This window comes from Paenibacillus tyrphae (genome assembly GCF_027925525.1).
GTDB classification, from domain to species: Bacteria; Bacillota; Bacilli; order Paenibacillales; family NBRC-103111; genus Paenibacillus_G; species Paenibacillus_G tyrfis_B.
The window spans coordinates 184,245-208,115 of record NZ_BSDJ01000005.1; the positions used below are offsets into that span (position 1 = coordinate 184,245).

The window sequence follows — 23,871 nt, forward strand, 5'->3', positions numbered from 1 at the left end:
TATACAAGCCGTTTCGCGATATGCGACGTCGCAAAGATTTGTTCGTTTATGCCAATCATAAATTTACTTACAAATGGAAAGCGATGAAGCTGTTTGCCGAATCCGACAAGTTAGAACGTTGGATTCCCAAGACGTTTCTTTACTCGCCACAAGCGTTAGAGCAGATGGTTGAGAATTATGACTTGGTCTATGTGAAGCCGGGGAATGGGACCGGCGGGCATAGCGTTCTTAAAATCAAGAAAACTGGCGGCGGCTACCGGCTTCAAGGACGAAAAAGGTCAGGCCGTATCGTGGTAACGCCGGTTTTGACGAAACAGAGGGTCATTCGTTGGGTTAACCGTTGGGTGCAAACTGAAAAAATACGATCCGGATCATTTATGGTCCAGCAAGGGCTGGATTTGCAGCTTATCCCCGGCCGACAGGCGGATGTTCGATTGTTAATTCAAAAGAACGAAATTGGAAACTGGGAAGTGACCGGCAAAGTTTTGCGCGTAGGCGCTAAGAATAGCCCTACCACGAATTTAAGCTACGGGGATGGAAAAGTGCTGGGATTTCAGACTTTCATCAAATCCCGTTTCGGATTGGATAAGGCAAAAGAAATTGAGCTGGAATGCGAGGAGCTTGCTCATCGGTTGATGGAAGTTGTGGAAGAACGGTTTGGTTCTATGGTCGAGTTTGGATTGGATGTGGGAATTGACGTCAACGGACGCGTATGGCTGATTGAGGCTAATCCTAAACCGGGCCACACGGCCTTCATCAAGTCGAAAGAAATTGCCACTTACCGAAAATCCATCAGGCGGCCGATTCAATATGCCATGTATTTGGCCAATGAACAATTGAGCAAGGAACAAAACGATACGGCAGACTTCGTGACGAACTTCGAATGGATTGATTTCTAGAGTGAAAGTGCGCCGACAAAAAAAGGCACAATGAAGGCCAGGCAGAGCACCTGGCCTTCATTGCCGGCTCCTCGATTACAGCCCGGCCTTCACAAAGTCGCCTTGAACGCCGGCGATGAGCGGGGAGGGCTCGCCCGAATAAAATAGCTTCAGCTCGTGCAGAGCTCGGGTGCAGCCGACATAGAGCAGCTTCGCGTCCTGCGGTGTCTGCGCGTAATGGACCGGATCGACGTCCACGAGCAGGACGGAATCGAACTCGAGCCCTTTGGCCATGTACACCGGAACGACGGAGACGCCGCCCTCGTACTGCTGCTGGCCCGGGACGATCAGGTTCACGCCGTCGCATCCGGCGGCGAGCAGCTGCGCGTGCAGCTCGCGGCACCGCTCCTCCGTGCGGGCGAGGACGGCCAGCGTGCCTGCGCCCTCGCGCTGCTGGTGTTCCTGCACGGCTTCGGCGAGACGCTTCGCCAGCGGCGAGCCGTCCGCTTGCGCGAGCTCGACCGGCTCGCCGCTGCGGAATACCGGCACGGCCAGCGCCGGCGGCTCGGCAAGCCCGCGCTTCAGCACTTCGTTCGCGAAGTAGATGATTTCCATCGTTGACCGGTAGCTGCGGTTCAGCGTATAGTAGGCGCGGTTCTCTTCTGGAAACAGCGACAGCAGTTCCTGCCAATCTTTAACGCCTTGGTAGGCGTGGATGCCTTGCGACAAATCGCCGAGAATCGAGAACGAGCCGTTCTTCGTGTGCAGCGCCAGCAGCGCCACCTGGAATGGCGAGAAGTCCTGCGCTTCGTCGATGACCGTATGGTCGAAGCGCAGATCGCCGTGAATGCCTTCGAAGCGCTGGCGAATATAGAGCAGGGGGGCGAGATCCTCCGGCTGCACCAGCTTCTTCTTGGCTGCCGCAAGCGTGGATTGCCGCAGCTCCTCGGGAATGAACTGCGCATCCGCCTCTGACACGAAAGGCAGGGCGCCGGACTCCGCCGTGGAACGGAACAGCTCCTTATAGAAGCCGAACGGCGTATAGGCCGTCCACTGCTTGCCGTAATCGCGAAGACGGGTAGAGCCGCGCTTCTTGTAGTCCTTCTTTAAGTGGACTTCCCATACTTTATCCAGCTCCATCTCCAGCCAACGCTTGATCCGGGCCAGCACCCGCTCGCGGCGCTTCATGAGCGGCTCATGCTTGTATTCCACCGCGTACCAGTCGCGGATGGTACGGTACGGGAGCTTGGCGCCGTCCCACGGCACAAAATCCGTCTGCGGCACCGCCTGCAGCTCGTATGCGTTCAAGAGCCCGTCTAACCACTGCATGAAGCGGAGCGAGCCCTTAAACCGGCCGGGGGCCGCATCGTCAATAACCGGACGCGCCGCTCCGACAGCGAACCAATGCCGCAGCGCATGGGCCGGATCGGCCAGCTTGACCTCATGGTCCAGCAACTCCAGCGCCCAGTCGGCGAAGGTAGTCTGCTGGATATGCCCGACACCGAGCTCCGGCAGAACGCCCGAAATATAATCGAGAAACATGCGGGAAGGGGCGAAAATAATCATTTTTTCCGCTTTCACTTGATCCCGGTACTGATAGAGGAGGTAAGCGAGCCGGTGCAGGGCTACGGTCGTTTTCCCGCTTCCGGCGACGCCTTGAATGACGAGCGCATGGTTTTTGCCGGCCCGGATGATCGCATCCTGCTCCGCCTGGATTGTCGATACGATGTCACGCAGCTTGTTGTCCTTGTTCTCGCCGAGCCGGTACAGCAGGAACTCGTCCGTGACCGCCATTGCGTCCGATTCGCGGTCGAACGTATCGACGACGCGCTGTAAAATTTGCTTGCGGATCACGAGGTTGCGCTTCAAGTAGACGAGCCCTTGCACGACGCCGTCCGGCGAATCGTAGCTGGCCGCTTCGGTGCTGCCTGTAAATGAATAAAAAAGGCTCGCTACCGGAGCGCGCCAATCGATCACCATCAACTCGGGAGAGTCCGCTTTTTCCACGCCGGACTTGCCTATATAGAGCGGGGCCGGACCGGGCTTTCCCGTTTCGTGAAAATCCAGTCTGCCGAAGTAAGGCTCGGGCAGCGCGTGCGCCAAGCCGCGCCGCTTGTTTTCGCGGATCGACTCCAGCACCTGCTCCGTCATGTCGTGTCCCGTATAAGGCGGTATAGCCTGAAGTGCCTCCAGATGCCTTTCCATTTCTTGAATTGTATGCTCCAGTCGTTCTTTTTCCTCCAAGTAAGCGCTTTGCAGACCGGATTCCATGGGTCCGTACCTCCGTTCGTGTTATGAATTCCCAAAAATGGACAGGAGTAATACTATAGCACAACGGAGCTTGGTGTTGCAAGCGTTTTATAACGGCGGAATGCTTTGCGCGAAACGGAACACGTTATCTGGGTCGTATTTCCGCTTGATCCGGCGCAGCGCGTTAAGATTGGAGCCATAATACGCATGAGCCCAGTTGGGGTCGAAAACGTTCGAGTAATTGACGTATTGGCCGAACGTATAAGGCAGCAACGTCTTCCGAATGTTCTCGGCCCAGCGAAGATGGGCTTCGTCCGCCGCCGGATCGTCCCATTGGGTGATATATTGCATATGAAAGCTTGCCCGGCGATGCACGAATGCGGTTGCATGAGGGGGAATCCGCCCCAGACGGCCTCCCAGGCTCTCGAAGATGATCATGCAGCTCGGACTCGGGGCCGCATGAAGGAAAGCGGCGATCGCCGATATCGCCCGAGGCGGCAGAGGACGGTACACGAAGGCGCCGCTGTTTTTGAACCGGTGCCGGCGCTCGGGAGTCATCTGCCATTGCTCATGCTCCTTTTTCAAGCCGCCGAAACGGTACATCGCCTCAAGATAAGGGACGGTCATGATTTCCGTTTCCAAGGGCGTTCCAACCGAAAGCAGCGGAGCGAGCAGCTCGCGGAGGCGCCGCTCCGGTCCGACATATTGACCGGAGGAATAGCAATAGTCATTCGAGCTGGCCGACAGGACAAGAGAAGGGGTCAGTCGCTCGTCGACCGACGGCGCCCAGTGCTGCCATGTGTTAAGCAGCAGCGGCAGATCCTGCCAAGGCCAGGCGATCCGGTAGATGGCAACGTTCGATACCGGGTGGACCCAGAACGTAAACGAAGTGGCGATGCCGAAATTCCCGCCGCCTCCGCCGCGGGAGGCCCAGAGCAAATCCGCATGCTCGCGGTCGTTTGCACGGATCACTTGGCCGCTCGCCAGCACCGTTTCGACCTCCAGCAGTTGATCGCAGGCAAGTCCGTGCAGCCGCGAGAGAAACCCGTATCCGCCGCCCAGCGTCAGCCCGGCGATCCCGACGGTCGGGCATGTACCGCCCGGAACGGTGACGCCGTCTTGCCACAGCGTCTCATAAAGCAGGAGCTGACGGATGCCGGTTTGGACCACAGCGGTCCGCTTCTCCGGATCGAGCCGCACGCCGTTCATCGGACTGACATCGATAACGATCCCGCCTTCGGCGAGCGTGAAATCCTCGTAGCAATGCCGTCCGCTCCGTACGCGGATCGGATAGCCGTTCTCCCGCGCCCAGCGGACCGCATTCGCGACATCCTCGACATGCTCGCAAAAGACGATGGCCGCCGGATATTTCGAGAATCGGGCATTGAAATTCATCCGTGCTTCCTCATAACCAGGATCTCCCGGACGGACGACGTGTCCCGTAAGCGTTGTGGTCATCTATATGACCTCCTCTGCCGCTTTTTCCGTTTTCCCCCATTATATTCATGTTCCGGCAGGCGCATGAGCGCGTGCGTCGGTTATCTCTGTCTTGCGGAAATAAGTGACTTGACTTTAGGGACGCCGAGCAACAGCAGCGGCAGGAGCAGTCCTTGAGTTAGCGTATAGGGCCACCAAGTATGGATAATGAGCGAGTTGAAATAAGAGACATTGGGTACAAGGATCAGAGAAGCCGTCACGACCAGAATGGCCGAGGGGAACGATAATATTTTGTAATCTTTCATTTGGAATAACTGTGCCGTTTCCCGGATCGCGGCATGAAAACAAAGGGACAATTTGAAGTAAAGGGTAAAAACCCAGATGGAAGCCATAATGACTTCGATTCGTTCCAGAATACGGCCGATACTGATTTTCTGCGCCAAGATGTAGGTGGGAAATATATTCATGACGGTGAGGTCTTTTCCGAGCACCAAAATACATATCAGGATGGTTAAGGCTAACACGGACGACCCGATCAGCATCCCCTTCCGGAAAGCACCGGATAGGTTTTCCGTATTGTTGAGATAGGGAAAAAGGGAAATAAGGACGAAGCACTCCAAATAGTAGCCGATCAATAAAAGAGCGCCGCGAACGATCGGACGGAGTCCTTGTTCGGCTAACGGCACAAGGCGATGACCTTCCAGATCTGGAGACAGCATCAGCACGAACAGAACAAAAAGTGCAGCGCTCCACCCGAAAATAAGTTCGGAAGCCCGTCCAAGAACCTCCGCCCCCAAACGGACTCCCATAACAATAATTGCAATAAACAAGATAAGGCAAGCCTGAATCGGTGTTGCCATCAAGATGTGAGTGGACATAAAATCACCGATTTGCCAAAGAAGCACCCCGGAATCGATAAAGAAAAACAAAATCACCCACAGACCGACCGCCTTGCCGAGGAAGCGTCCGAACGCGCTTTCGCAAATATCGATCAGCAGCATACGAGGGTACTGCTTACCTAATATTCCGTACAGCGAAACCAACAAAAGACCGGCACAAGCAGCAATCAGGCCGGAAATCCAGGCATCCCTCCCGGCTACAAAAGCGACATTCGAGGGAACGTATAGAATCGTGTCGCCAATAACGAACAACGCCGTCAAAAGCATAAACTGGCGAGCGGTCAATGAAGAAAAATGCATGATCGGTCCCCCCTAATCGTTACTATATTTTGTTCGTTTCGCCGACCATATGCATCTTATGGAATAAAGTAACTGCCGGGGATGAATAATAGTGGCAACACTTAAGATTTGAGGTCGAGGAACCGTGCAATTTTTTTTTCGCAAAAACAAAAGCGGCATGAATCGTTTGCCGGCCTCGAAGCAAACCGGACAACAGGAAGGCGGCAAAGCCGCTTCTAACGACAACACGCCGCTCAGCGGCCTCCTGCAGGTCGATCTTCAAGAGCTGCGGCAGCAGCTCGGGAACAGCTCCGATTTGATCGTAAGGGAGATGATGATAGGACCGGATAACGAAATTCCGTGCGCCTTCGTCTTCATTGCAGGCCTTACGGATGAACAATCCGTTTTCCGATTGATGGAATCCTTTTATACGCATTCGGAGAAAAGCGAGTGGGGGAACCCCCGTAAAAACGCGGGGAATATGGAGTGGATTTTAAGGCATTTTCCGTTTGCCATCGGTGATATCAAGCTGACCAATCGTTTCAAGGCCGTCAAATCAGCCTTGCTTGTAGGCCATACCGTACTTTTGATCGAAGGCTGCAATCAAGCGCTATCGGTCGACACAAGCGGAGGCCAGCGACGGAGCGTTACGGAACCGACATCCCAGACCGTTGTCCGCGGACCGCAGGAGGGCTTTACCGAAGCGCTTCTAACCAATATCGCCATGATCCGCAGAAAAATCAAAAGTCCGGACATCAGGGTGGAAACGAGACAAATCGGACGTGTGACGCAAACAGACGTAAGCATTATGTTCATCGAAGGCATCGCCGACGCCGATATTCTTCGTCAAGTTCGCGACCGACTCGGACAAATTAATATCGACGGTATATTGGAAAGCAATTATATTGAGGAGTTTATTCAGGACAGCAAATATTCCGTTTTTCCGACCGTAACGAATTCCGAGCGTCCGGATTCGGTGGCTGCTGCGCTGCTCGAGGGACGTGTCGCCATCTTGATCGACGGCACGCCGTACGTATTGATCGTACCGGCGGTATTCGCGCAGTTCATGCAATCTGCCGAGGATTACTATCATCGGGCCGACTATGGGCTTATTCGCCTGCTCAGGTACGTCGCGTTGATGATATCGCTGCTTGCTCCCTCGCTTTATATTGCGATTACAACCTTTCATCAGGAAATGATTCCGACCTCTCTGCTGGTCAGCCTTGCCGCTCAGCGTGAGGGCATTCCGTTCCCGGCCTTCATCGAGGCCCTCATGATGGAAGTCACGTTTGAGCTTTTGCGGGAGGCAGGGATACGGATGCCCCGAGCCGTCGGAACGTCGATATCGATCGTCGGCGCACTTGTACTGGGATCGGCTGCGGTAGATGCGGGATTGGTCTCGCCTGCGATGGTCATCATCGTATCGATTACGGCGATATCGGGGTTCATCTTTCCAAGCTTTGATATGGGGATTTCGATTCGGATGCTTCGTTTTGTATACATGGCGCTAGGTGCGTCTTTCGGGATATTCGGGATCATCGTTGGGCTCATAGCCCTTGTCCTGCATATGTGCCATTTGAGCTCGTTCGGGGTTCCATACCTGTCGCCTATGGCGCCGTTCAAGCTCGCCGACCAAAAAGACGCGGTTGTTCGGGTCCCTTGGTGGCAGATGTACACTCGGCCTGAAGCACTGCATCCCCGCAACCTGTGGCGCGTCCCGAAAGGCAATGCATCCGACCCGGCGCGACAGGACGGAGGAGAACAAAATCAAGGGTAAAGGGGGGACGACCGTGCGGCGGATGGTTCTACTGTCTCTATGCTTTCTGATGATAGGAGCACTGCTTGCCGGTTGTTGGAGTCGCAGAGAGCTGAACGACCTATCCATTGTCGGCGGCATAGGGATCGATAAAAGCGGCGACCAATACAAGCTGTCCGCACAAGTCGTCGTTCCCGAAGCCATGGTTTCCAAGCGCGGCGGGAGCACCGGCACTCCTACGGCCATATTTCGTGCGACGGCGCCTTCTATGGTGGAGGCCATCCGCAAGATGGTCCGGTCGTCTCCGAGATATTTTTACTTGTCCCATTTGCGGGTTTTGGTCATCAGCGAGCAAGTGGCAAGGGAAGGCATTAGAGACATCCTCGATTTTTTTTCAAGAGACAATGAGCTTCGCGCCGATTTTTATATTTTGATCGCAAAGGGAGAGCGAGCCGAAAAAATCCTAAGCATCGTCACGCATACAGAAAAATCGCAGTCGAACAAAATTTTTAAATCGATGGATTGGAACAAGAGAGTCACTGGAGAAACGGCTAACGTATTTTTGGACGATTTGTTGTCCGACTTGATCAGCACGGGAAAAATGGCAGTACTGACCGGGGTGGAAACGATCGGAAGCAAGCAAACGGGAGAGAAAATGAGCAATGCTTTGAAGAGCAACAATTATACCCATTTCAAGTTTTCGTCTACCGGGGTTTTTAAAGACGACAAGCTCGTGGGCTGGCTGAATGACACCGAGAGCCGGGATTACAACTACATCATCGGTAAAGTAAAGAGTACGGTGGAAAGCTTGGCCTGTCCGAAAAAAGGCACCTTGGATCTTGTCGTGAACCGCGTCAATAGCAAAATGAAGGGTACGGTTACAAACGGAAAGCCGGAAGCGAAGGTGAAGCTTTTTATGGAAGCGGACGTCACGGAGGTCAAGTGCGTTATCGATCTGACTAAGCCGGAAACGTTGTACGGTTTGGAAAAAGAGCTGAAAAAAAAGCTGACGGCTTCATTGCGGCATGTGATCAACAAAGCTCAGAAAACGTTCGGATCGGACATTTTCGGCTTTGGAAACGCGATTCATCGTTCGAATCCGCAAGCCTGGAAGCAGCTTAAGAAAAACTGGCGGCAGGAGTTCGTGAATTTGCCTGTGGAGCTTTCCATCGATGTCAAAATCAGGCGGACCGGCACACAGACCAATTCCTTCATCAATGATATAAAAAAGAAAGAGGAGCAATAAGTTATGGTGGCCATTGCCGGTATTCTTGCCATGGGCGCGGCGATTGTTTGGCTGGAAGTGCCGAGGCTTGTGCGTACAAAAAGAAAGAAGGAACTGTGGGTCTTTTCGCTCTTGCTGGCACTCGGTCTCGGTTTAAGCATCGCCAAAAGCCTGCGGTTGAATATCCCGAACCCGTTGGATTGGATTGCGTACCTGTACAAACCAGTGAGCGATTATGTATTCGGAATATTAAAACCGTCGGAATAGCGTGGTGATGGTACGTGGATAATCAGATCACCTCCAGGCAGTTAATGCTGCTCGTCGTTTTGTTTACGATCGGCAGCTCCGTCCTGTTCGTGCCCGGAGGAGCCACAGCGGCTGCCAAACAGGATGCCTGGATTTCGATCCTTGCTGGAATAGGGTTAAGCTTTCTGCTCATTTGCATGTACAATGGTGTGGCTGGCCTGTATCCCGGTCTGACTCTGGTGGAAATGAGCGAGAAGCTTCTAGGAAAATGGCTTGGCGCCATCGTTTCGCTCTTTTTGATTGTGAGTACGTTTGCGGTAGGAGGCGTGTCGTTAATCGATTTCGCCGGAACCTTCGTGACGCGGCAGATTATGCCCGCCACACCGGTCATCGCAGCGAATATTCTTTTTGTAGTCGTAGCCATTTGGGGCCAGTATCTTGGGCTCGGAACGGTAGCTCGCGCGGCGGAGGTTTTGTTTCCGCTGATTACCGCGTTATTCATCGTGATGATTTTGGCCGTATCGCCCAACATGAAGCTGGAGCATTTGCAGCCCGCTTTTACCGTCGGAGTCAAGCCGTTGATCAAGTCCTGCATTTCGTATTTGGGCTTCTCCACGTTTCCGGCGGTTTTCTTCTTAATGATTTATCCGTCCTGCATCAAAGAACCTAAGCAGGCTTCCAAAGCCATGTTGGTTGGAAATATCGTCGGCGGATTGTTTTTGCTGACGATTACGACGGTATGCGTTGCCGTGCTTGGGGCGGAGGGCACCTCCAGACAGGCTTATCCCAGCTATACGCTGGCAAAAAAAATCAATATCGCCAATTTTATTACGCGCATCGAAGTGCTTATGGCGACGCTTTGGTTCCTCTCTCTTTACTTTAAGCTAATGATTTATTTTTTTGCGGGCATGAAGGGCTTGGCTCAATTGCTCAAGCTTCAGGACAAACGTGCGCTTTTGCTGCCCATGGGACTTCTGTCCATCGTCTTTGCGCGCATGTTTTATCCCAGCGCCGCTTACCGGCAATTGTGGGATGAAAAAATATGGCCGCTGTATGTGGGAACTTCGGGCTTAATTATTCCCTTGCTGCTGCTTGCCGTTGGGATCATACGGAAAAAAGGGACGATGCGCAGAAAAAACAATTCGTGACGTCGGCCGGTTTGGGGGAGGAGGGGGGATGAGGCGGTGAACGGCGACAAACAAATAACGGTCAGGCAATTTCTGCTTATGGTGATCCTCTTTACGATCGGGAGCTCGCTCTTGGCCATTCCTTCGAGCGCGGCAGCAAGTGCGAAACAAGGAGCGTGGATTCCCATTCCGGTCGGGATGGGATGCGGTTGCCTTATCTTATTCATCCTCATGAAAACCGTTCATCGCTATCCTAAGCTGACGTTTGTTGAACTCAATAGCCTGTTGCTCGGAAAATGGGTCGGTATGCTCGTGTCCTTGATGTGGATCTTGACCGCTTTTATTGGGGGCGTCTGCACGCTGGTGTACTACATGGGCCATTTCATTACAACGCAAATTATATCTACGACCCCCGACTACATCATCAATATCATGTTTTCCGCCCTGCTGGTCATGGGTCTTCTTCTCGGCCTTCAGACAATTGCCCGCGCAGCGGAAATATTGTTTCCTCTCGTTGCCGTTCTGATTGCCGCTCTAATTGGTTTTGTGGCTCCCAAAATTCAACTTGAACATTTTCAACCGGTCTGGGAAGCGGGAGCTAGGTCGATACTGAAATCTGCGCTGGACTATGCTAGTTTCGCGGGCTTTCCGCTTGTCTTTTTTTTGACGATCTATCCCTCTTCCGTTCGGACGGGAACCAAAGCCTCAAAGACATTTGTGCTGGGAAGCCTCATTGGAGGAATGCTGCTACTTCTTGTTACTGCCGCCTGTATCGGGGTATTGGGGGCCGAAACGACAGCCAGGTTGTTTTATCCCAGCTATGCGCTCGCCAAAAGAATCAACATCGCGGAATTTATTACGCGCATCGAAGTCATTGTTGCCGCCATATGGATCATCACGCTTTTTTTCGAAACGATCGTTTACTTTTACGCCTCGATGAAGGGACTGGCCCAACTGTTGAAACTGTCCGACGAACGTGCACTTGCGCTTCCCCTTGGAGTTCTGGCTGCGGTGTTGTCAATGGTTGTTTATCACAATTCCGCTTATCAGCAGGAGTGGGATGAACGGACGTGGCCGTTCTGGGTGATGACGTCTGGTCTGTTCTTTCCGCTGCTGCTGCTTGCCGTCGGGGCCATACGCAAGAAAAAGATTCCGTAGCCGTCGGACCGGTGAGGTGAGGGGGAGAAACGATGAGCCACCGCGATAAAATAACGCACCGACAATTCCTGCTTCTGGTCATTTTGTTTTCTATCGGCAGCTCCATTCTGTTCATCCCGTCGGCAGCCGCGGGGGATGTGAAGCAAGGGGCATGGATTCCTATCGCGGTTGGAATAGGGAGCGGGTTGCTTATCGTTTTATTGCTCATAAGGGTAGCCCATCGTTTTCCCGATTTGACTTATGTGGAAATCAGCCATCGGCTGCTTGGCAAATGGATAGGCACAATCGTCTCTGTCATTTCGATTAGCGCTTGCTATGTCGGAGGAGCTATAACCCTGGTCTATTACATGGGCAATTTCATGACCACGCAAGTAATGAGCACGACGCCCGAATACATGATCCATATCATGTTCACTCTCATCGTAGTTATTGGGCTTCTTCTTGGCCTTAAAACGCTGGCTCTGACGGCTGAAGTGTTATTTCCGGTCGTTGTCGTTCTGTTTGCCGCTCTGATCGTGTTCGTTTCGCCCAAAATCGAGCTTGAGCATTTCCAGCCCGTTTTTGAAGCGGGGACCATACCGATCGTGAAAGCCGTGTTTGCCTATATGAGCTACACCTCATTTCCGCTCGTCTTTTTTTTGATGATTTATCCTTCGGCGGTTCGAGGGGGATCAAAAGCGTCGGGGGCTTTTCTGCTCGGCAGCTTTCTCGGAGGGATGTTCCTGCTTATTGTGACTGCCGCTTGCGTCGGGGTGCTTGGGGCGGAGCAGACGGCACGTCAATTTTACCCCAGCTATGCGCTTGCCAAACGTATCAATATCGCCAATTTTATAACGCGCATCGAAGTGATTGTCGCTGCGTTTTGGATTATCGCACTCTATTTCAAAACAGTCATTTATGTTTATGCAGCTGTGAAGGGGTTAGCTCAGCTATTGAAATTGGACAACGAACGAGTGATCGTGATCCCCCTTGGCCTTCTCATGGTGCCGTTGTCCTTGTTTATTTATCCGAGCTCCGCTTATCAAATGCAATGGGATGAAAAAGTATGGCCGATCTATTCCATAACCGTAGGCCTGTTCTTTCCCTTGCTGCTTGTTGCGGCCGGGGCGCTCCGCAAAAAAATAAAGCCGTAAGCTTTAGTTACGGCTGGTTCCACGCTTTGCCGAGTGGCCCGATAAGGGCGCGGGTTCCCCGGGAGTAGTGGAGCAGGGCGGGAGTTCCCAGCTCCAATCCGAATCCTCGCGTCAATGCATGGCAACTCAAATCCGCTTCGGCCGTTTGCAGCTCCCATGGCGCGTGATGCACCACTCCCCGGTACAGTCCGCCAGTGCGGCCGCATCGGCAATAGTAAATATAACGCTCCATAAGCCAATATTCGATCGTTCCTCGCCGGGCGGCGAACGGGGAGGAGACAGGGCGGTACGTGGCGCAAAAGGCTTCTTCCGGCAGGGAGGCGGACCGTCGGCGGCTTTGAACCGCAATACTACGGCTGTCTGCGCAGAAGCGCATCTTCGCTTGATGGTACGGAAGCCGGTACCACTGCTTGGCGATAGGAACGAGCAGGGGATGGGAAGCGTCCATAGACAAAAAAAAGATGGCGGATTCGCCTCCCGAACGAATATACGTACGGACGTTAATCTCGGGAAACGAGCGCATCCAGGGCAGGGAAGGCATGTATTTCAACCGTATTCCGCCGATGCGGAAGGGAAGGAGGCCGATCCACGCCAGGCCATCCCAAGTGTCGATACCCAGCGCCGCAGGCACGAAGGAACGGATCGCTTCGACCGGAACGGGCCAGTGGGCGAACAGGAAATGCTCCCAAGTCTGCTTCATTATCCATCGGAAAGCGGACATCGGCGTATTCAACTCGCACCACCCCTTCTGCAGCTCATCATTGATGCGGATTCGTTTCCGGCTTCTCCCACGGCTCGTAGGCCAATTTGACTTTGGTCACATGACTGGTCCACGCGTCGAGTGCCACCATATCGTCGGCATTGACTTCCCGCAAAGAGCGCTTGCCGAGCGCGCTGATCGCCAGCTTCATTTCATCCGTGAAAGAGTGTAAAAAATTTTCCAAAAATACAGCTGCCTCATCCTCATTAAACTTTTCCTTCATGATTCCGGTGTAGTAAGCCAGCTGTGTCGGAGGCTCCCAAGGTATGGTTTTCATGACTTGATCGTGCGTCATGGCCCATAGCAAAGACGTGCCCATATACACTCCGTCGGCTCCCAAAGCGATGGCTTTAAGGCATTCGCCAGGCTGCGAATACGCGCCTCCGGTCAGAAGGCTGATCGAGTCCTTGACGCCCCGTTGGCGAAGATAGCGAACTGCGCGCGACAGGGCGTAAATCGTCGGCAGCCCGAAATCGTCCTCCAAAATCGGCGCGCCGCCTTTCGTCCCCGCTTGGCCCCCGTCGAGGCTGATAAAGTCGACGCCGGCTTGAATGGAGATTTCCAGATCGTGCTCCAGAACGGCGCTGGCGCATATTTTTACGCCAATCGGCACACCCCCGGTCAGCTGACGAAGCCGCTCAACCACTTGCTTGAGATCCTGCGGGCTTGAAATATCTTTATGGCGGCTCGGAATAACGGTGATTTCCTCGTTCTGCACCTGCATAATCTCGCTGGCTCTACCTTCCAGATCGGCGGCTTGCAGGACGCTTGCCGTTCCCGCCAGCGCCCCTTGACCGAGACGGATTTCAATCGCATCGGCTTGCTTTAGAATTTCGGGCGATTTGGACCAATGGCCCGAATTGTATTGAATAATCAAGTATTTGGCATTCTGCCGTTCCTCCGGCAAAAAACCTCCTTCGCCTGTATTTGTGCTTGTCCCGGCTTTGGCCGTACCTTTCGCGATGGCGATTTTTACCTTTTCGCTTAAGCCTACGCCATAGCCCATCCCGGCAGCGAGTATGGGAATGCGAAGCACCAGCGGCTTTTGCGCTTTGGGGCCGATGACGGTTGTCGTGTCGATCTCGACATCCTGTTCCGTAGGAAGTGTAGACAATTGCGCGGGGGAGAACACAAGTCCCTCGAAATGAAGAAATTTGCGCGGGCTTCCGAACGGACGTTCGATCACGGCGCCGGAAGCGGCGCGAATGCTGTTTTCCACGACGGTTATGGGACTAATTCGAGTCATCGCCGTTACGATTTCCCAGATGTTGGACTCGTAAGGATTGGACATTAACCGTTTCGTAAAGCGTCCGACAATCCACTTGATGATGCCTCTTGAGCACAAAAGGGCGAGCATGCCGGTAAGCACGACGGCCGCCAGCGATCCGACAAACGAGCCGAACATAAACCAAGCCCACTTCGTTGACATAAGGAAGACCTCTCCCGAATCGAATCGTTAAAAGAGAAACGCGGGATTAGTTTGTGCATTGGAGAGGAGGAATATACCAAATAAGGAATTGTTTAAGATGTCCCGGGGAACCATCCCGGATCGCCCCAAATCATCCGCCAGAGCGGGTCAGGGATCACGAGACGCTGCTGCGCGTCGGCCCGGAGCGTCGTCTTGATGTCTGCCTCGCGTCCTTGCTTGACCTTCTCGATCCAGTCGGGATCGATCACCAGCCCGCGTGCGAGCGAAATGAGGTCAATGCCTGTCTCGTACGCTTCCAGCGCTTCGTCGGCCGTGTAGATCGAACCGCCGCCGATGACCGGCGTACGGCTTCCGACCGCCTCCTTGATCAGCTCAAGGCGGGTGCGAGTAGCGTCGGCTTCACGGCGCGGCCGGGAGCGGTAATCGTTCGTCAGCACGTGAATGTAATCAAGCTCTTGCTTCGCCAGCACATCGGCCAAATGTAGCGCGTCAGCCATCGTAAGCCCCGGTGTTGTCGCCTCTTCAGGAGTAAAGCGGTATCCGACGATAAACGGTCGGTCGGCGTGGCTGGCGACGGCTTTCTTGATCTCGTCGATAACTGCAAGAGGAAAGGCCAGTCGCCGCTCGACGCTCCCGCCCCAACGGTCGCGGCGGCGGTTGGCGTTCGGAGAATAAAACTGCTGGAGCAGCAAAGCAAAAGCACCATGGATCTCGACTCCGTCGAACCCGGCGATGATGGCGCGGCGCGCGGCTTCTCCGAATTGCCGGGTCAGCTCCTCGATCTCATGCGGCGCCAGCTCTCTGGGGAGGACGAATCCTCCGGCTTCATCCTTTATTGCACTCGGGCCGACGACGTCGCCGTTCGGCACGAGTCCGGGGTCTGCATTGCGCCCGCCATGATGAAGCTGGAGGACAGCTATCGTTCCTTGAGCTTGAATAACCCGGGCCCAGCGGCTCAGCTCCGGTATCATTTCGTCGCGGTCGGCTGCGGGCTCCCCGGCGGCGTCTTGTCCTCCCAGGGCAATGTAGGCGCAGGCCGTTATGACCATGCCGGCGCCTTTGGAGCGCCGGGCTATAAAATGCAGCTCCTCGTCGGTCAACGTTCCGTCCGAACGGGACGAATAGTGGGTCATCGGCGCGACGACGATCCGGTTGTCAAGCGTGATGCCGCTCCGCAGGGTGAGCGGTTCGAACAAAGGGGTATAAAGTGGATTCATAAGACGATTCGACCTTTCTTTGGAAATATAGTATACTATTATGTATATTAAGTTGATTTAATCAAAAGGCCGCACAAAAATCAATCCTTATTCTACGACCTGCGGTCAAGAGGCGGAAGCGTCCGGTCGATCCGGCGGCGTCCATGGCTTTTTAAAATTTTCCAAGATGGGTAATCTTAACTAAGATGAACTTATGTCAAGGAGGATGCTAACGATGGAATTCCGAACCGAAAGAGACACGATGGGCGAAATTCAAGTGCCTGCGGACAAATTATGGGGTGCTCAAACCCAGCGGAGCAAGGAAAACTTCAAGATCGGGACGGAGCGGATGCCGCTGGAAATCGTCCGGGCGTTCGCACTGCTGAAGAAAGGGGCTGCGGCGGCCAACCTGAAGCTGGGCAAGCTGGAGCCGGAAAAGGCCGAAGCGATCGCACAAGCGGCCGATGAAGTCAGCAGTGGACAATGGGACGACCATTTTCCGCTTGTCGTATGGCAGACCGGCAGCGGTACGCAGTCCAACATGAACGCGAACGAAGTCATCGCCAGAAGGGCATCGCAGTTGCTCGAAGCGAAAGGAAGCGAGCTGCGGATTCACCCGAACGACGACGTGAACCGCTCGCAAAGCTCGAACGATACGTTCCCGACCGCGATGCATATCGCCGGCGTGCTGGCGGTGCGGCAGCAATTGCTTCCCGCGCTGCAGCGGCTCAAGGAAACGCTCGGAAACAAGGCCAAGGAATTTGAGGATATCGTCAAAATCGGGCGTACGCATCTGCAGGATGCGACGCCGCTGACGCTCGGGCAGGAAATCAGCGGCTGGTGGGCGATGCTGGAGAAGACGGAGCGGATGATCCGCGAAAGCTTGGAGCCGATGCGCGAGCTGGCGATCGGCGGCACGGCCGTCGGAACGGGCTTGAACGCCCATCCGAGATTCGGCGAGACGGTGGCCGAGGAAATTTCCCGCTATACGGGAGAAACGTTCGTCTCGGCCGAGAACAAATTTCACGGGCTGACCAGCCACGATCAAATCGTATACAGCCACGGCGCGATCAAAGCGCTCGCCGCCGATCTGATGAAGATCGCCAACGATGTCCGGTGGCTGGCAAGCGGCCCGCGCTGCGGCATCGGCGAGCTGCGTATCCCGGAGAACGAGCCGGGCAGCTCGATTATGCCGGGCAAGGTGAACCCGACCCAGAGCGAAGCGATGACGATGGTCGCGTGCCAGGTGATGGGCAACGATGCGGTGATCGGGTTCGCCGCCAGCCAGGGGAATTTTGAGTTGAACGTGTTCAAGCCGGTCATTATTCACAACTATTTGCAGTCCGTTCGTCTGCTCGCGGACGCGATGGATTCGTTTAACGAGCATTGCGCCGTCGGCATCGAGCCGAACCGCGAGGTCATTCAGCGGTACCTGGACGAATCGCTGATGCTGGTTACGGCGCTGAACCCGCATATCGGCTACGAGAAAGCGGCGGCGATCGCCAAGGCGGCGCACAAGGAAGGATTAACACTCAAGGAAGCGGCGATCCGGAGCGGCTATTTGACGGAGGAGCAATTCGTATCGATCGTTCGTCCGGAGGATATGATTCATCCGAAAGAATAGACGGTGGGGAGACAGCCTGCGGGCTGTCTCAGATGTTGAGAAAGTGGTTTAGACAAGAATAGAGAAACATACGGAGGCGGGGTATCCACTGGAGGAGCGTCAGCGTTCGCCTTTGTCTGCGGGAAATATCCGCTGTTTAAGCGGCTTCAATCAAATTTCCTGCAGACAAGAGCGACCGGAAGTGGATACCCCGCCCCTCGTAACCTATCGCCTCAATCGACTGCTTTCTCAACAAGCTCAGACGGCCTTAGCGGGCTGTCTTTTTTCGTTGTGCTCTCTCGCCGGACTACTTTTTCAAGCCTGCGGATTGAATGGGGCTCAGTTGGGTCATGCGCGTGAACATCAAGGCCATGTCCCACGGCGTATAATCGCGGCCTTGTTCAAGCCAATATTGAACGATGCCCAGATGCGCGGAGATTAAATAGGCCATCAAATAATCCCACGGTACCGGCACGTAGTCTTCGCTGTGGTGGAACTCGTTGAACTTGTCCATTAAATGTACCTGCATGAACTCCTTGAACTTCACGGAAAAGGCCGGGTCCCCCTTCGGCCCCAGCATCACGCTGAAAAAGCGGGCATGCTCGCCGAAATATTCAAACAGCCGAACCGTGAACGGAAAGGGGGTGTCCCGCGACTCGTGCATGACCAAGTCCAGCGGATCGAACGTTTGCGCGATCTGTCGAAGCCCCTGCATCATCTCTTCGGTGATTCGCTCCAGAAGATCGAATTTATCGGCATAATGCAAATAAAAGGTGCCCCGGTTCAACCCCGCTTTTGACGTGATATCTTTCACCGTGATTCGTTCGAAGCCTTGCTCCTCCATCAGCGCAAGCAGCGCCTCACGCAGCATGTGCATCGTCCGGACAATTCTGGGATCGTTCGCATTTTCGGACACTTCCGTCAGTCCTTTCGCTCCAAATGTATTGTGTGAAATTTGTCAAATATAGGTTGTTTTTCGGTTATTAGTAGACACTTTCCGCCGGACTGTTCATGGTATCGTCTCCAGTTAACACTATAATAGACAGTGTGATCATTAATCAACACGAAGTTTATTTTAGGAGGCGTAATAATGGAAAAATCCGCTATTACCGATTTTGGTCAAGTTCGTGAGCTCAGCACTCCGGAAGAGCGTTTCAATCCGTTCCGATGGTATCGCAAAATGAGAGAGGAGGCCCCCGTCCGTTGGGATGAGGAGCGCCGCACGTGGGATGTTTTCGGTTACGAGGAAGTGAAGACGGTTTTGGACCGGAAAGAGGTTTTTTCGTCCCGTGTTTTTCGCGACGGGAAGTCGCTTTTCGAGAACGGCCTCCTCAATCTCGATCCGCCGAAGCATACGCAGATGCGCGACATTGTCAATAAAGCTTTTACTCCGAAAGCGATGAAGGATTGGGAGCCGCGGATTCAGGCGATTACGAACGAATTGTTGGATGACATCGAAGGAGAGCGGGAGATCGATCTCGTCGAGCAGTTGTCTTATCCGCTTCCGGTCCGGGTGATCGCCGAAATGCTCGGAGTTCCTGCGAAAGACAAGCGCAAATTTAAAGATTGGTCCGATCAGGCCGTGGCGGGGCCGGCAAACAACAGCGAAGAAGCTAAAAACGAGCAGCTCCAGAAGCAGCAGCACGTGGTCGGAGAGCTTTATGCCTATTTCAAGGAAATCATCGAGTTGAAAAAACAGGAGCCTGCGGACGACATCATTTCCGTGCTGCTTCAGGCCAGCGTGGATGGACAGAGCCTGACGGAAGAGGAAATCGTCGGTTTTTGCATCTTGCTGCTCGTCGCCGGGAACGAAACGACGACCAATTTAATTACCAATGCGATCTACACGTTCATGGAATACCCGGAGGTGTATCGTCAAATCAAGAGTCAACCGGACGAATTGCTGCCTGCTGCAATTGAAGAAGTGCTGCGCTTTCGTTCGCCCGTACAGGCTTCATTCCGTATTGTGCACGAAGACGTCGAATTGGGAGGGGAAAAGCTGCGCGCAGGGGAATACGTCATCGCCTGGATGGGCGCGGCCAATCGCGACGAAAAGCAGTTTCAGGATGCGGAGCAGTTTGTGGTGCCGCGAAAGCCGAATCCGCACATGGCCTTTGGCCGGGGCATCCATTTTTGTCTCGGGGCGCCGCTGGCCCGTATGGAAGCGGAGATCGTCTTAAAAGAATGGATCCGGCGGTATCCCGACTTCAAGTTAAGCGCGGGCTTTACTTTAAAGCCGCTTGAAAGCACGTTCGCGTATGGGATCAAAGAGCTGCTGCTCACCGTTTAGGGCGGCATGAATGAGTACGAGGCTAAACGCAACAGCAGGTCGGTCAGTCAACCGGCCTGCTGTTTTTTTGCTCGTTTTTCCAAGGAACGGGTCGACGGGAAAGGGGTTATGGTATAATATGATGAAGCACGTTTTCGAAATACGGCTTGCAGAAGCCGGTGCCATACGCTGCAATTTTCATCGGCATAGGAGAGGAAAGTTGACGGATGAAGACGCTTGTTATCGCCGAGAAGCCGGACATGGGGCGCAATATTGCGGCCGCCATCGAGCCGAAGGCGAAAAATCAACGCACGCATATTGAAGGCGAGCAGTATATTATCACCTGGGCCATCGGGCATTTGATCGGCCTTGCCGAACCGGATGCGTACGATGATAAATACAAAAAATGGAATTTTAACGATTTGCCGATCATCCCGGAGCGGTTCAAGCTCGTGCCCAATCCGAAGACGAAGGACCAGCTCAAGGTCATCGCCGAGCTGGCCAAACGGAGCGGCCAGCTTATTAACGCTTGCGACGCCGGGCGGGAGGGGCAGCAAATGGTATGTAGGTAATGATTGTATCTTCATTCCTTTACAGTAACTGACTTTAGGGAATTATTATTACATTAGATAATAAATGTTTTATGTAATAATGATAACCAGATAAAAGTCGATAATAATACAAAGAATTAAATAAATATACATAATGATTTACGTGAGATATACTCCCAACACCAAGGAAGAGAATGTAGCCCACCGGGAGGACAAGTCGAGGAAAAGGAATGAAAAGTTTTGGATAATATAGGAGAAAAGTAAGTACTAAAAACTATAGGGGAATAACAAATAATACTTTTTCCTAACTTCATGATTGTAGAGGAGGATTTTGGAATAATATGTAGAATTATGTCTTGAGACTACAGATCTGGAGCTGAATTATCTTGAGACAAATAATATTTTTGCCTGGAATTATGGGAAGTGGACTAAAAAAAGATTTGTTCCCTATTTGGCCGTCATATATCCCATACAGTAACAAAATGCTAGATAGTGTTTATCAACAGTTAACTAATATTGATGATTCAGAAATTAAGGCTAGTTTTATTGAGCCACTTGTTTATACAAAGATTTTAAAGAATTTATCTAACTATGGAAAAGTAACCCCGGTTCCTTATGATTGGCGATTAAATAATTTAGAACATATCTCTTTATTAGCCGGTTCGATCCTTGAAAAGGCAGGAGAGGTAATAATCGTTGCGCATAGTATGGGTGGAATAGTTGCAAGGCTTTTCATAAATTCAGATGATCCAGAATTTAAAGACGCCAAATCAAAAGTAACCAAATTGATCACACTTGCGACACCATGGAATGGCTCACCAACTGCATATAAAACTCTTAAATATGGTAATGGTGTTCCTTCTGATAGTAATCAACTAGTCCTTACGGTGGAGACAAGTAAAAAAATTGCTCCTTATTTCCCGAGTATATACCAACTTCTCCCAAGTTCTAATTATAATCACTTATATATGAGTAAGCATGGTTTTTCTTGCCTAAAAGATAAGAATGAAAAGGTATATGACTGGTCCCTATTACGAGAAAAATACTATCCACTGTTAAATTCGAGGGATCATGATTTTACTAATGTTTTAGATGAATTTTATGAAAAGCTAAGTTCTCCTGCAGAAAACGAAGTGGAAGTTGAACATTACGAGATTCTCGCATATGGAACTGAAACTTTATGTAGTATTGAAGAAAATAATTTAAATGAACCTGAAGGTATTTTTGGTGAAGGTGACGGTACTGTACCGATAATTAGTGCCATGTCAGCATCCCAAAATAAATACTTTATAAAGTCATCTCATCAAAAAATAGTACGTGAAGAACTTGCTCTCAAAATTATTGGAAACATTCTTGATGGGGTACCTGATGAGGAAATTGATGGTGTATATAGGCAATATAATCAGATTGCAGGATTAGGTTTTTCAGGTAAGATAATTAAGGTAGCTTGTCCAGTAATTGTTTCGCTGACAGATGAAGAAGGAAATGTTTTATTCGGTAATATTGGTATTCTAGATGAAGATTTCTTAAAAGAGCTTCTTGATGAAAGGCAAAAGTACAATGTCACTTCATTAGGTAGTACAACATATATTATTATGCAGGGGATTAATAAAGAAGAACATGTCAAACAACCTCATAATGACGTAAATCAACTCCCTGCTAATACTATATTTATTGAAGCTTACGACCAAGGCCCCACATCTGTTTCCATTGAAGAATATGAGGAAGGCAAAAGAAAAAAAGTCAAAGCATTTAGTACTTTCAATATTAACAAGGGTAAAAGTGCAAAACTGAATATCGCAGATGATCTTGTGGAAATGAAGTTATTGGTTAATAAAGATAAAGATCTTATTGTAGAGGTACCTTCAATTATTGAGAATGTAAAGACTGAAGAGGACAAAAATATAATTTTACCTAAAACGATTTATACCATTGAATCTAATAGTGAAAAAATTATTTCAGAAGATTCAATGGTTGTTCCGATTGATGTGCAATTGAATGTTAAAGAAGTAATTCCTGGTACCTATGATTATGACTCCACATATATTTGTTTGAATAATAATAAATATGATCAAATTGAAAATTTCGGGATTATTCCATTAGAATGGAAAGTAAATAATTTTAATACATTGAAGATTTTTTCAAAGGATATTTTAGGAAATACAGAAGAAGTTCATACTGAGAAAGTGTTTGTTTCAGATGGTGCACTCCCAAAGATTGTTATTAACTTCTATTTGGATTATTATGAAGTTGAGAAAAAATATGATGAAATTCAAAAAGTTTTTGCAATAAAGGGAGTAAAACCTTCATCTCAAAAAGTTATTATTCCTAATCAAGAGGGTGTTACAGGCGAAGTAATTCTTTATAGGAATAAAGAGAGAATAATTAAAGTCGAACAAATTGATATATTTGGTAATAAAAACACAAGAGAATTTTATATTGATGAGACCTTGATTCAGAATATATTTCAAGGTATCGCTACACCGGAGAATATATTTGAGCTGTTAACACAAGTGGGGCTTGAGAACCCAATGGATATAACAATTAAAAAACGAAATGGATTTACAGCTAAGTCATTAAAAACAGAGCATATTCAAAACGCAAGATATATATGTATTAGTAATGAACGATTTGAGTTGCATTTTTTCAACGGCGCTCAGTACTATGTGTCGTTTTTCCTTAAAGAAGATATTAATGTTATCGAAGAGAATAAATACTGTGTTAAATTGTCAATAATTGAAATTAAAACAAGAAAAGAAATTACAACAAAAAAACTTAATGCATTTTTTAAAGTGTCAATAAACACAGAACACTATAGATCAGAAGATGTGGAGTTGACATTTGACGAAAATGAGGGATTGTATGTATGTAATTTCGATTTGGAGGAATTAAAAAAGTTTTTGGATGAGTTCTGGGAAAAAGATATGCATAATCTTGACATTATTGTTACTGATCAAGATAAGGGCAATATGATTGAAACAAAGACAATAAAAATTCGCTAAATTATTAGGAGGGGTAGATATGATAATATTTTTTGTTACGAATGTTATCATACTTCTCTCCTTGATTTTTACATATTATTATACAAGAGATCAAATGAGTAAAAGTTTACTAGCTGATCCAACTGTTTTGTATGGACTAAAAAATCTGATAACTCCTTTTTCACTAATTATTTCAAATATAATTCTTTATTTCATTCAAAGTACTTACAAAATTTTACCGTTATTAGTGGTTATTGTTTGTATTTTAACTATATGCTTTAGAGTACTGAGTTACAAATTACATTTACAATCTAAAAGAAAAATGATTAAAAAAATTCACTCAAGTATTTTGATATACATTATAGAACAATTTAAAAAAAAAAATATTCTAATATCAAGCAAAGACATTTCTATTATTCTTGAAAATAAAAGCAATTCATGTAGAATAATTATTAAATTTGAAAAAGTGGAGGGTGTACATTACTCCAATTTACGTAAAGAAATGCTTAAAACAATCAATGAAAAATTGCCTAACATGGATATAATGTTAATATTTGATTATAAGTATATTTATCAAAAAAAAAGAACATTAACAGAGATTAATGTGTAATAGTAACTTAGCTTATTGTAAAAAAAGTTGAAATATGATATTTTGAGTATATAAAAACAATGAACTAACGGTGAAATTAACAAT

18 protein-coding genes and 1 pseudogene are annotated in these 23,871 nt (G+C 50.3%); 12 read left to right on the top strand and 7 right to left on the bottom strand.

Annotated elements, in window-relative coordinates:
- Window positions 1-20: 20 nt before the first annotated feature.
- Window positions 21-899, top strand: coding sequence for a YheC/YheD family protein (locus QMG93_RS08050; RefSeq protein WP_281935463.1), 879 nt, complete (start codon window positions 21-23; stop codon window positions 897-899).
- 75 nt (window positions 900-974) lie between these two features.
- Here QMG93_RS08050 and QMG93_RS08055 read toward each other — a convergent pair whose 3' ends face one another.
- The 3 genes from QMG93_RS08055 to QMG93_RS08065 form a co-directional block, all read right to left on the bottom strand.
- A complete protein-coding gene (locus QMG93_RS08055) occupies window positions 975-3,149 on the bottom strand; it encodes a HelD family protein (RefSeq protein ID WP_281935225.1) in 2,175 nt (724 codons plus the stop codon).
- A gap of 87 nt (window positions 3,150-3,236) precedes the next feature.
- Window positions 3,237-4,586, bottom strand: coding sequence for an FAD-binding oxidoreductase (locus QMG93_RS08060; RefSeq protein ID WP_281935226.1), 1,350 nt, complete (start codon window positions 4,584-4,586; stop codon window positions 3,237-3,239).
- 80 nt (window positions 4,587-4,666) lie between these two features.
- The gene (locus tag QMG93_RS08065) at window positions 4,667-5,764 is read right to left on the bottom strand and encodes a GerAB/ArcD/ProY family transporter (RefSeq protein WP_281935228.1); all 1,098 of its coding nucleotides are present in this window, start codon (window positions 5,762-5,764) and stop codon (window positions 4,667-4,669) included.
- Between the two features lie 124 nt (window positions 5,765-5,888).
- Here QMG93_RS08065 and QMG93_RS08070 point away from each other — a divergent pair, with 124 nt between their 5' ends.
- Genes QMG93_RS08070 through QMG93_RS08095 form a run of 6 tightly spaced genes read left to right on the top strand, consistent with a single transcriptional unit; the run spans window position 5,889 to window position 12,388 of the window.
- The gene (locus QMG93_RS08070; RefSeq protein WP_281935230.1) at window positions 5,889-7,520 is read left to right on the top strand and encodes a spore germination protein; all 1,632 of its coding nucleotides are present in this window, start codon (window positions 5,889-5,891) and stop codon (window positions 7,518-7,520) included.
- A 22-nt stretch (window positions 7,521-7,542) separates the two neighbouring features.
- Window positions 7,543-8,745 (top strand): Ger(x)C family spore germination protein, encoded by a 1,203-nt coding sequence (locus tag QMG93_RS08075; RefSeq protein WP_281935464.1) that lies wholly within the window; start codon window positions 7,543-7,545, stop codon window positions 8,743-8,745.
- A gap of 3 nt (window positions 8,746-8,748) precedes the next feature.
- Window positions 8,749-8,991, top strand: a complete 243-nt coding sequence (locus tag QMG93_RS08080) for a hypothetical protein (RefSeq protein WP_281935232.1) — start codon at window positions 8,749-8,751, stop codon at window positions 8,989-8,991.
- A gap of 14 nt (window positions 8,992-9,005) precedes the next feature.
- Complete coding sequence (locus QMG93_RS08085) at window positions 9,006-10,118, top strand: GerAB/ArcD/ProY family transporter (protein WP_281935233.1); 1,113 nt, start codon at window positions 9,006-9,008, stop codon at window positions 10,116-10,118.
- 36 nt (window positions 10,119-10,154) lie between these two features.
- On the top strand, window positions 10,155-11,255 hold the full coding sequence (locus QMG93_RS08090) for a GerAB/ArcD/ProY family transporter (protein ID WP_281935235.1): 1,101 nt from the start codon (window positions 10,155-10,157) through the stop codon (window positions 11,253-11,255).
- A 32-nt stretch (window positions 11,256-11,287) separates the two neighbouring features.
- Complete coding sequence (locus tag QMG93_RS08095) at window positions 11,288-12,388, top strand: GerAB/ArcD/ProY family transporter (protein WP_281935237.1); 1,101 nt, start codon at window positions 11,288-11,290, stop codon at window positions 12,386-12,388.
- A 7-nt stretch (window positions 12,389-12,395) separates the two neighbouring features.
- Here QMG93_RS08095 and QMG93_RS08100 read toward each other — a convergent pair whose 3' ends face one another.
- From QMG93_RS08100 to QMG93_RS08110, 3 genes are all read right to left on the bottom strand, one after another.
- The gene (locus QMG93_RS08100) at window positions 12,396-13,121 is read right to left on the bottom strand and encodes a YqjF family protein (protein ID WP_281935239.1); all 726 of its coding nucleotides are present in this window, start codon (window positions 13,119-13,121) and stop codon (window positions 12,396-12,398) included.
- 25 nt (window positions 13,122-13,146) lie between these two features.
- Window positions 13,147-14,577, bottom strand: coding sequence for an FMN-binding glutamate synthase family protein (locus QMG93_RS08105; protein ID WP_281935241.1), 1,431 nt, complete (start codon window positions 14,575-14,577; stop codon window positions 13,147-13,149).
- A 92-nt stretch (window positions 14,578-14,669) separates the two neighbouring features.
- Complete coding sequence (locus QMG93_RS08110) at window positions 14,670-15,794, bottom strand: NADH-dependent flavin oxidoreductase (protein WP_281935242.1); 1,125 nt, start codon at window positions 15,792-15,794, stop codon at window positions 14,670-14,672.
- Window positions 15,795-16,008: 214 nt separating this feature from the next.
- Here QMG93_RS08110 and fumC point away from each other — a divergent pair, with 214 nt between their 5' ends.
- Window positions 16,009-17,397: a class II fumarate hydratase gene (gene fumC / locus QMG93_RS08115; RefSeq protein ID WP_281935244.1), complete on the top strand. Its 1,389-nt coding sequence runs from the start codon at window positions 16,009-16,011 to the stop codon at window positions 17,395-17,397.
- Window positions 17,398-17,683: 286 nt separating this feature from the next.
- Here the strand turns inward: fumC and QMG93_RS08120 are convergent, their stop codons facing one another.
- Window positions 17,684-18,292, bottom strand: coding sequence for a TetR/AcrR family transcriptional regulator (locus tag QMG93_RS08120; protein ID WP_281935246.1), 609 nt, complete (start codon window positions 18,290-18,292; stop codon window positions 17,684-17,686).
- A 174-nt stretch (window positions 18,293-18,466) separates the two neighbouring features.
- On the opposite strand from QMG93_RS08120, the gene QMG93_RS08125 reads away from it, so the two are divergent.
- From QMG93_RS08125 to QMG93_RS08140, 4 genes and pseudogenes are all read left to right on the top strand, one after another.
- The gene (locus QMG93_RS08125; RefSeq protein WP_281935248.1) at window positions 18,467-19,666 is read left to right on the top strand and encodes a cytochrome P450; all 1,200 of its coding nucleotides are present in this window, start codon (window positions 18,467-18,469) and stop codon (window positions 19,664-19,666) included.
- Between the two features lie 206 nt (window positions 19,667-19,872).
- Window positions 19,873-20,199: pseudogene (locus tag QMG93_RS08130) on the top strand (toprim domain-containing protein); the annotation flags it as partial.
- A 383-nt stretch (window positions 20,200-20,582) separates the two neighbouring features.
- Complete coding sequence (locus tag QMG93_RS08135) at window positions 20,583-23,198, top strand: lipase/acyltransferase domain-containing protein (protein ID WP_281935251.1); 2,616 nt, start codon at window positions 20,583-20,585, stop codon at window positions 23,196-23,198.
- 19 nt (window positions 23,199-23,217) lie between these two features.
- On the top strand, window positions 23,218-23,787 hold the full coding sequence (locus QMG93_RS08140) for a hypothetical protein (protein ID WP_281935252.1): 570 nt from the start codon (window positions 23,218-23,220) through the stop codon (window positions 23,785-23,787).
- Window positions 23,788-23,871: the final 84 nt, after the last annotated feature.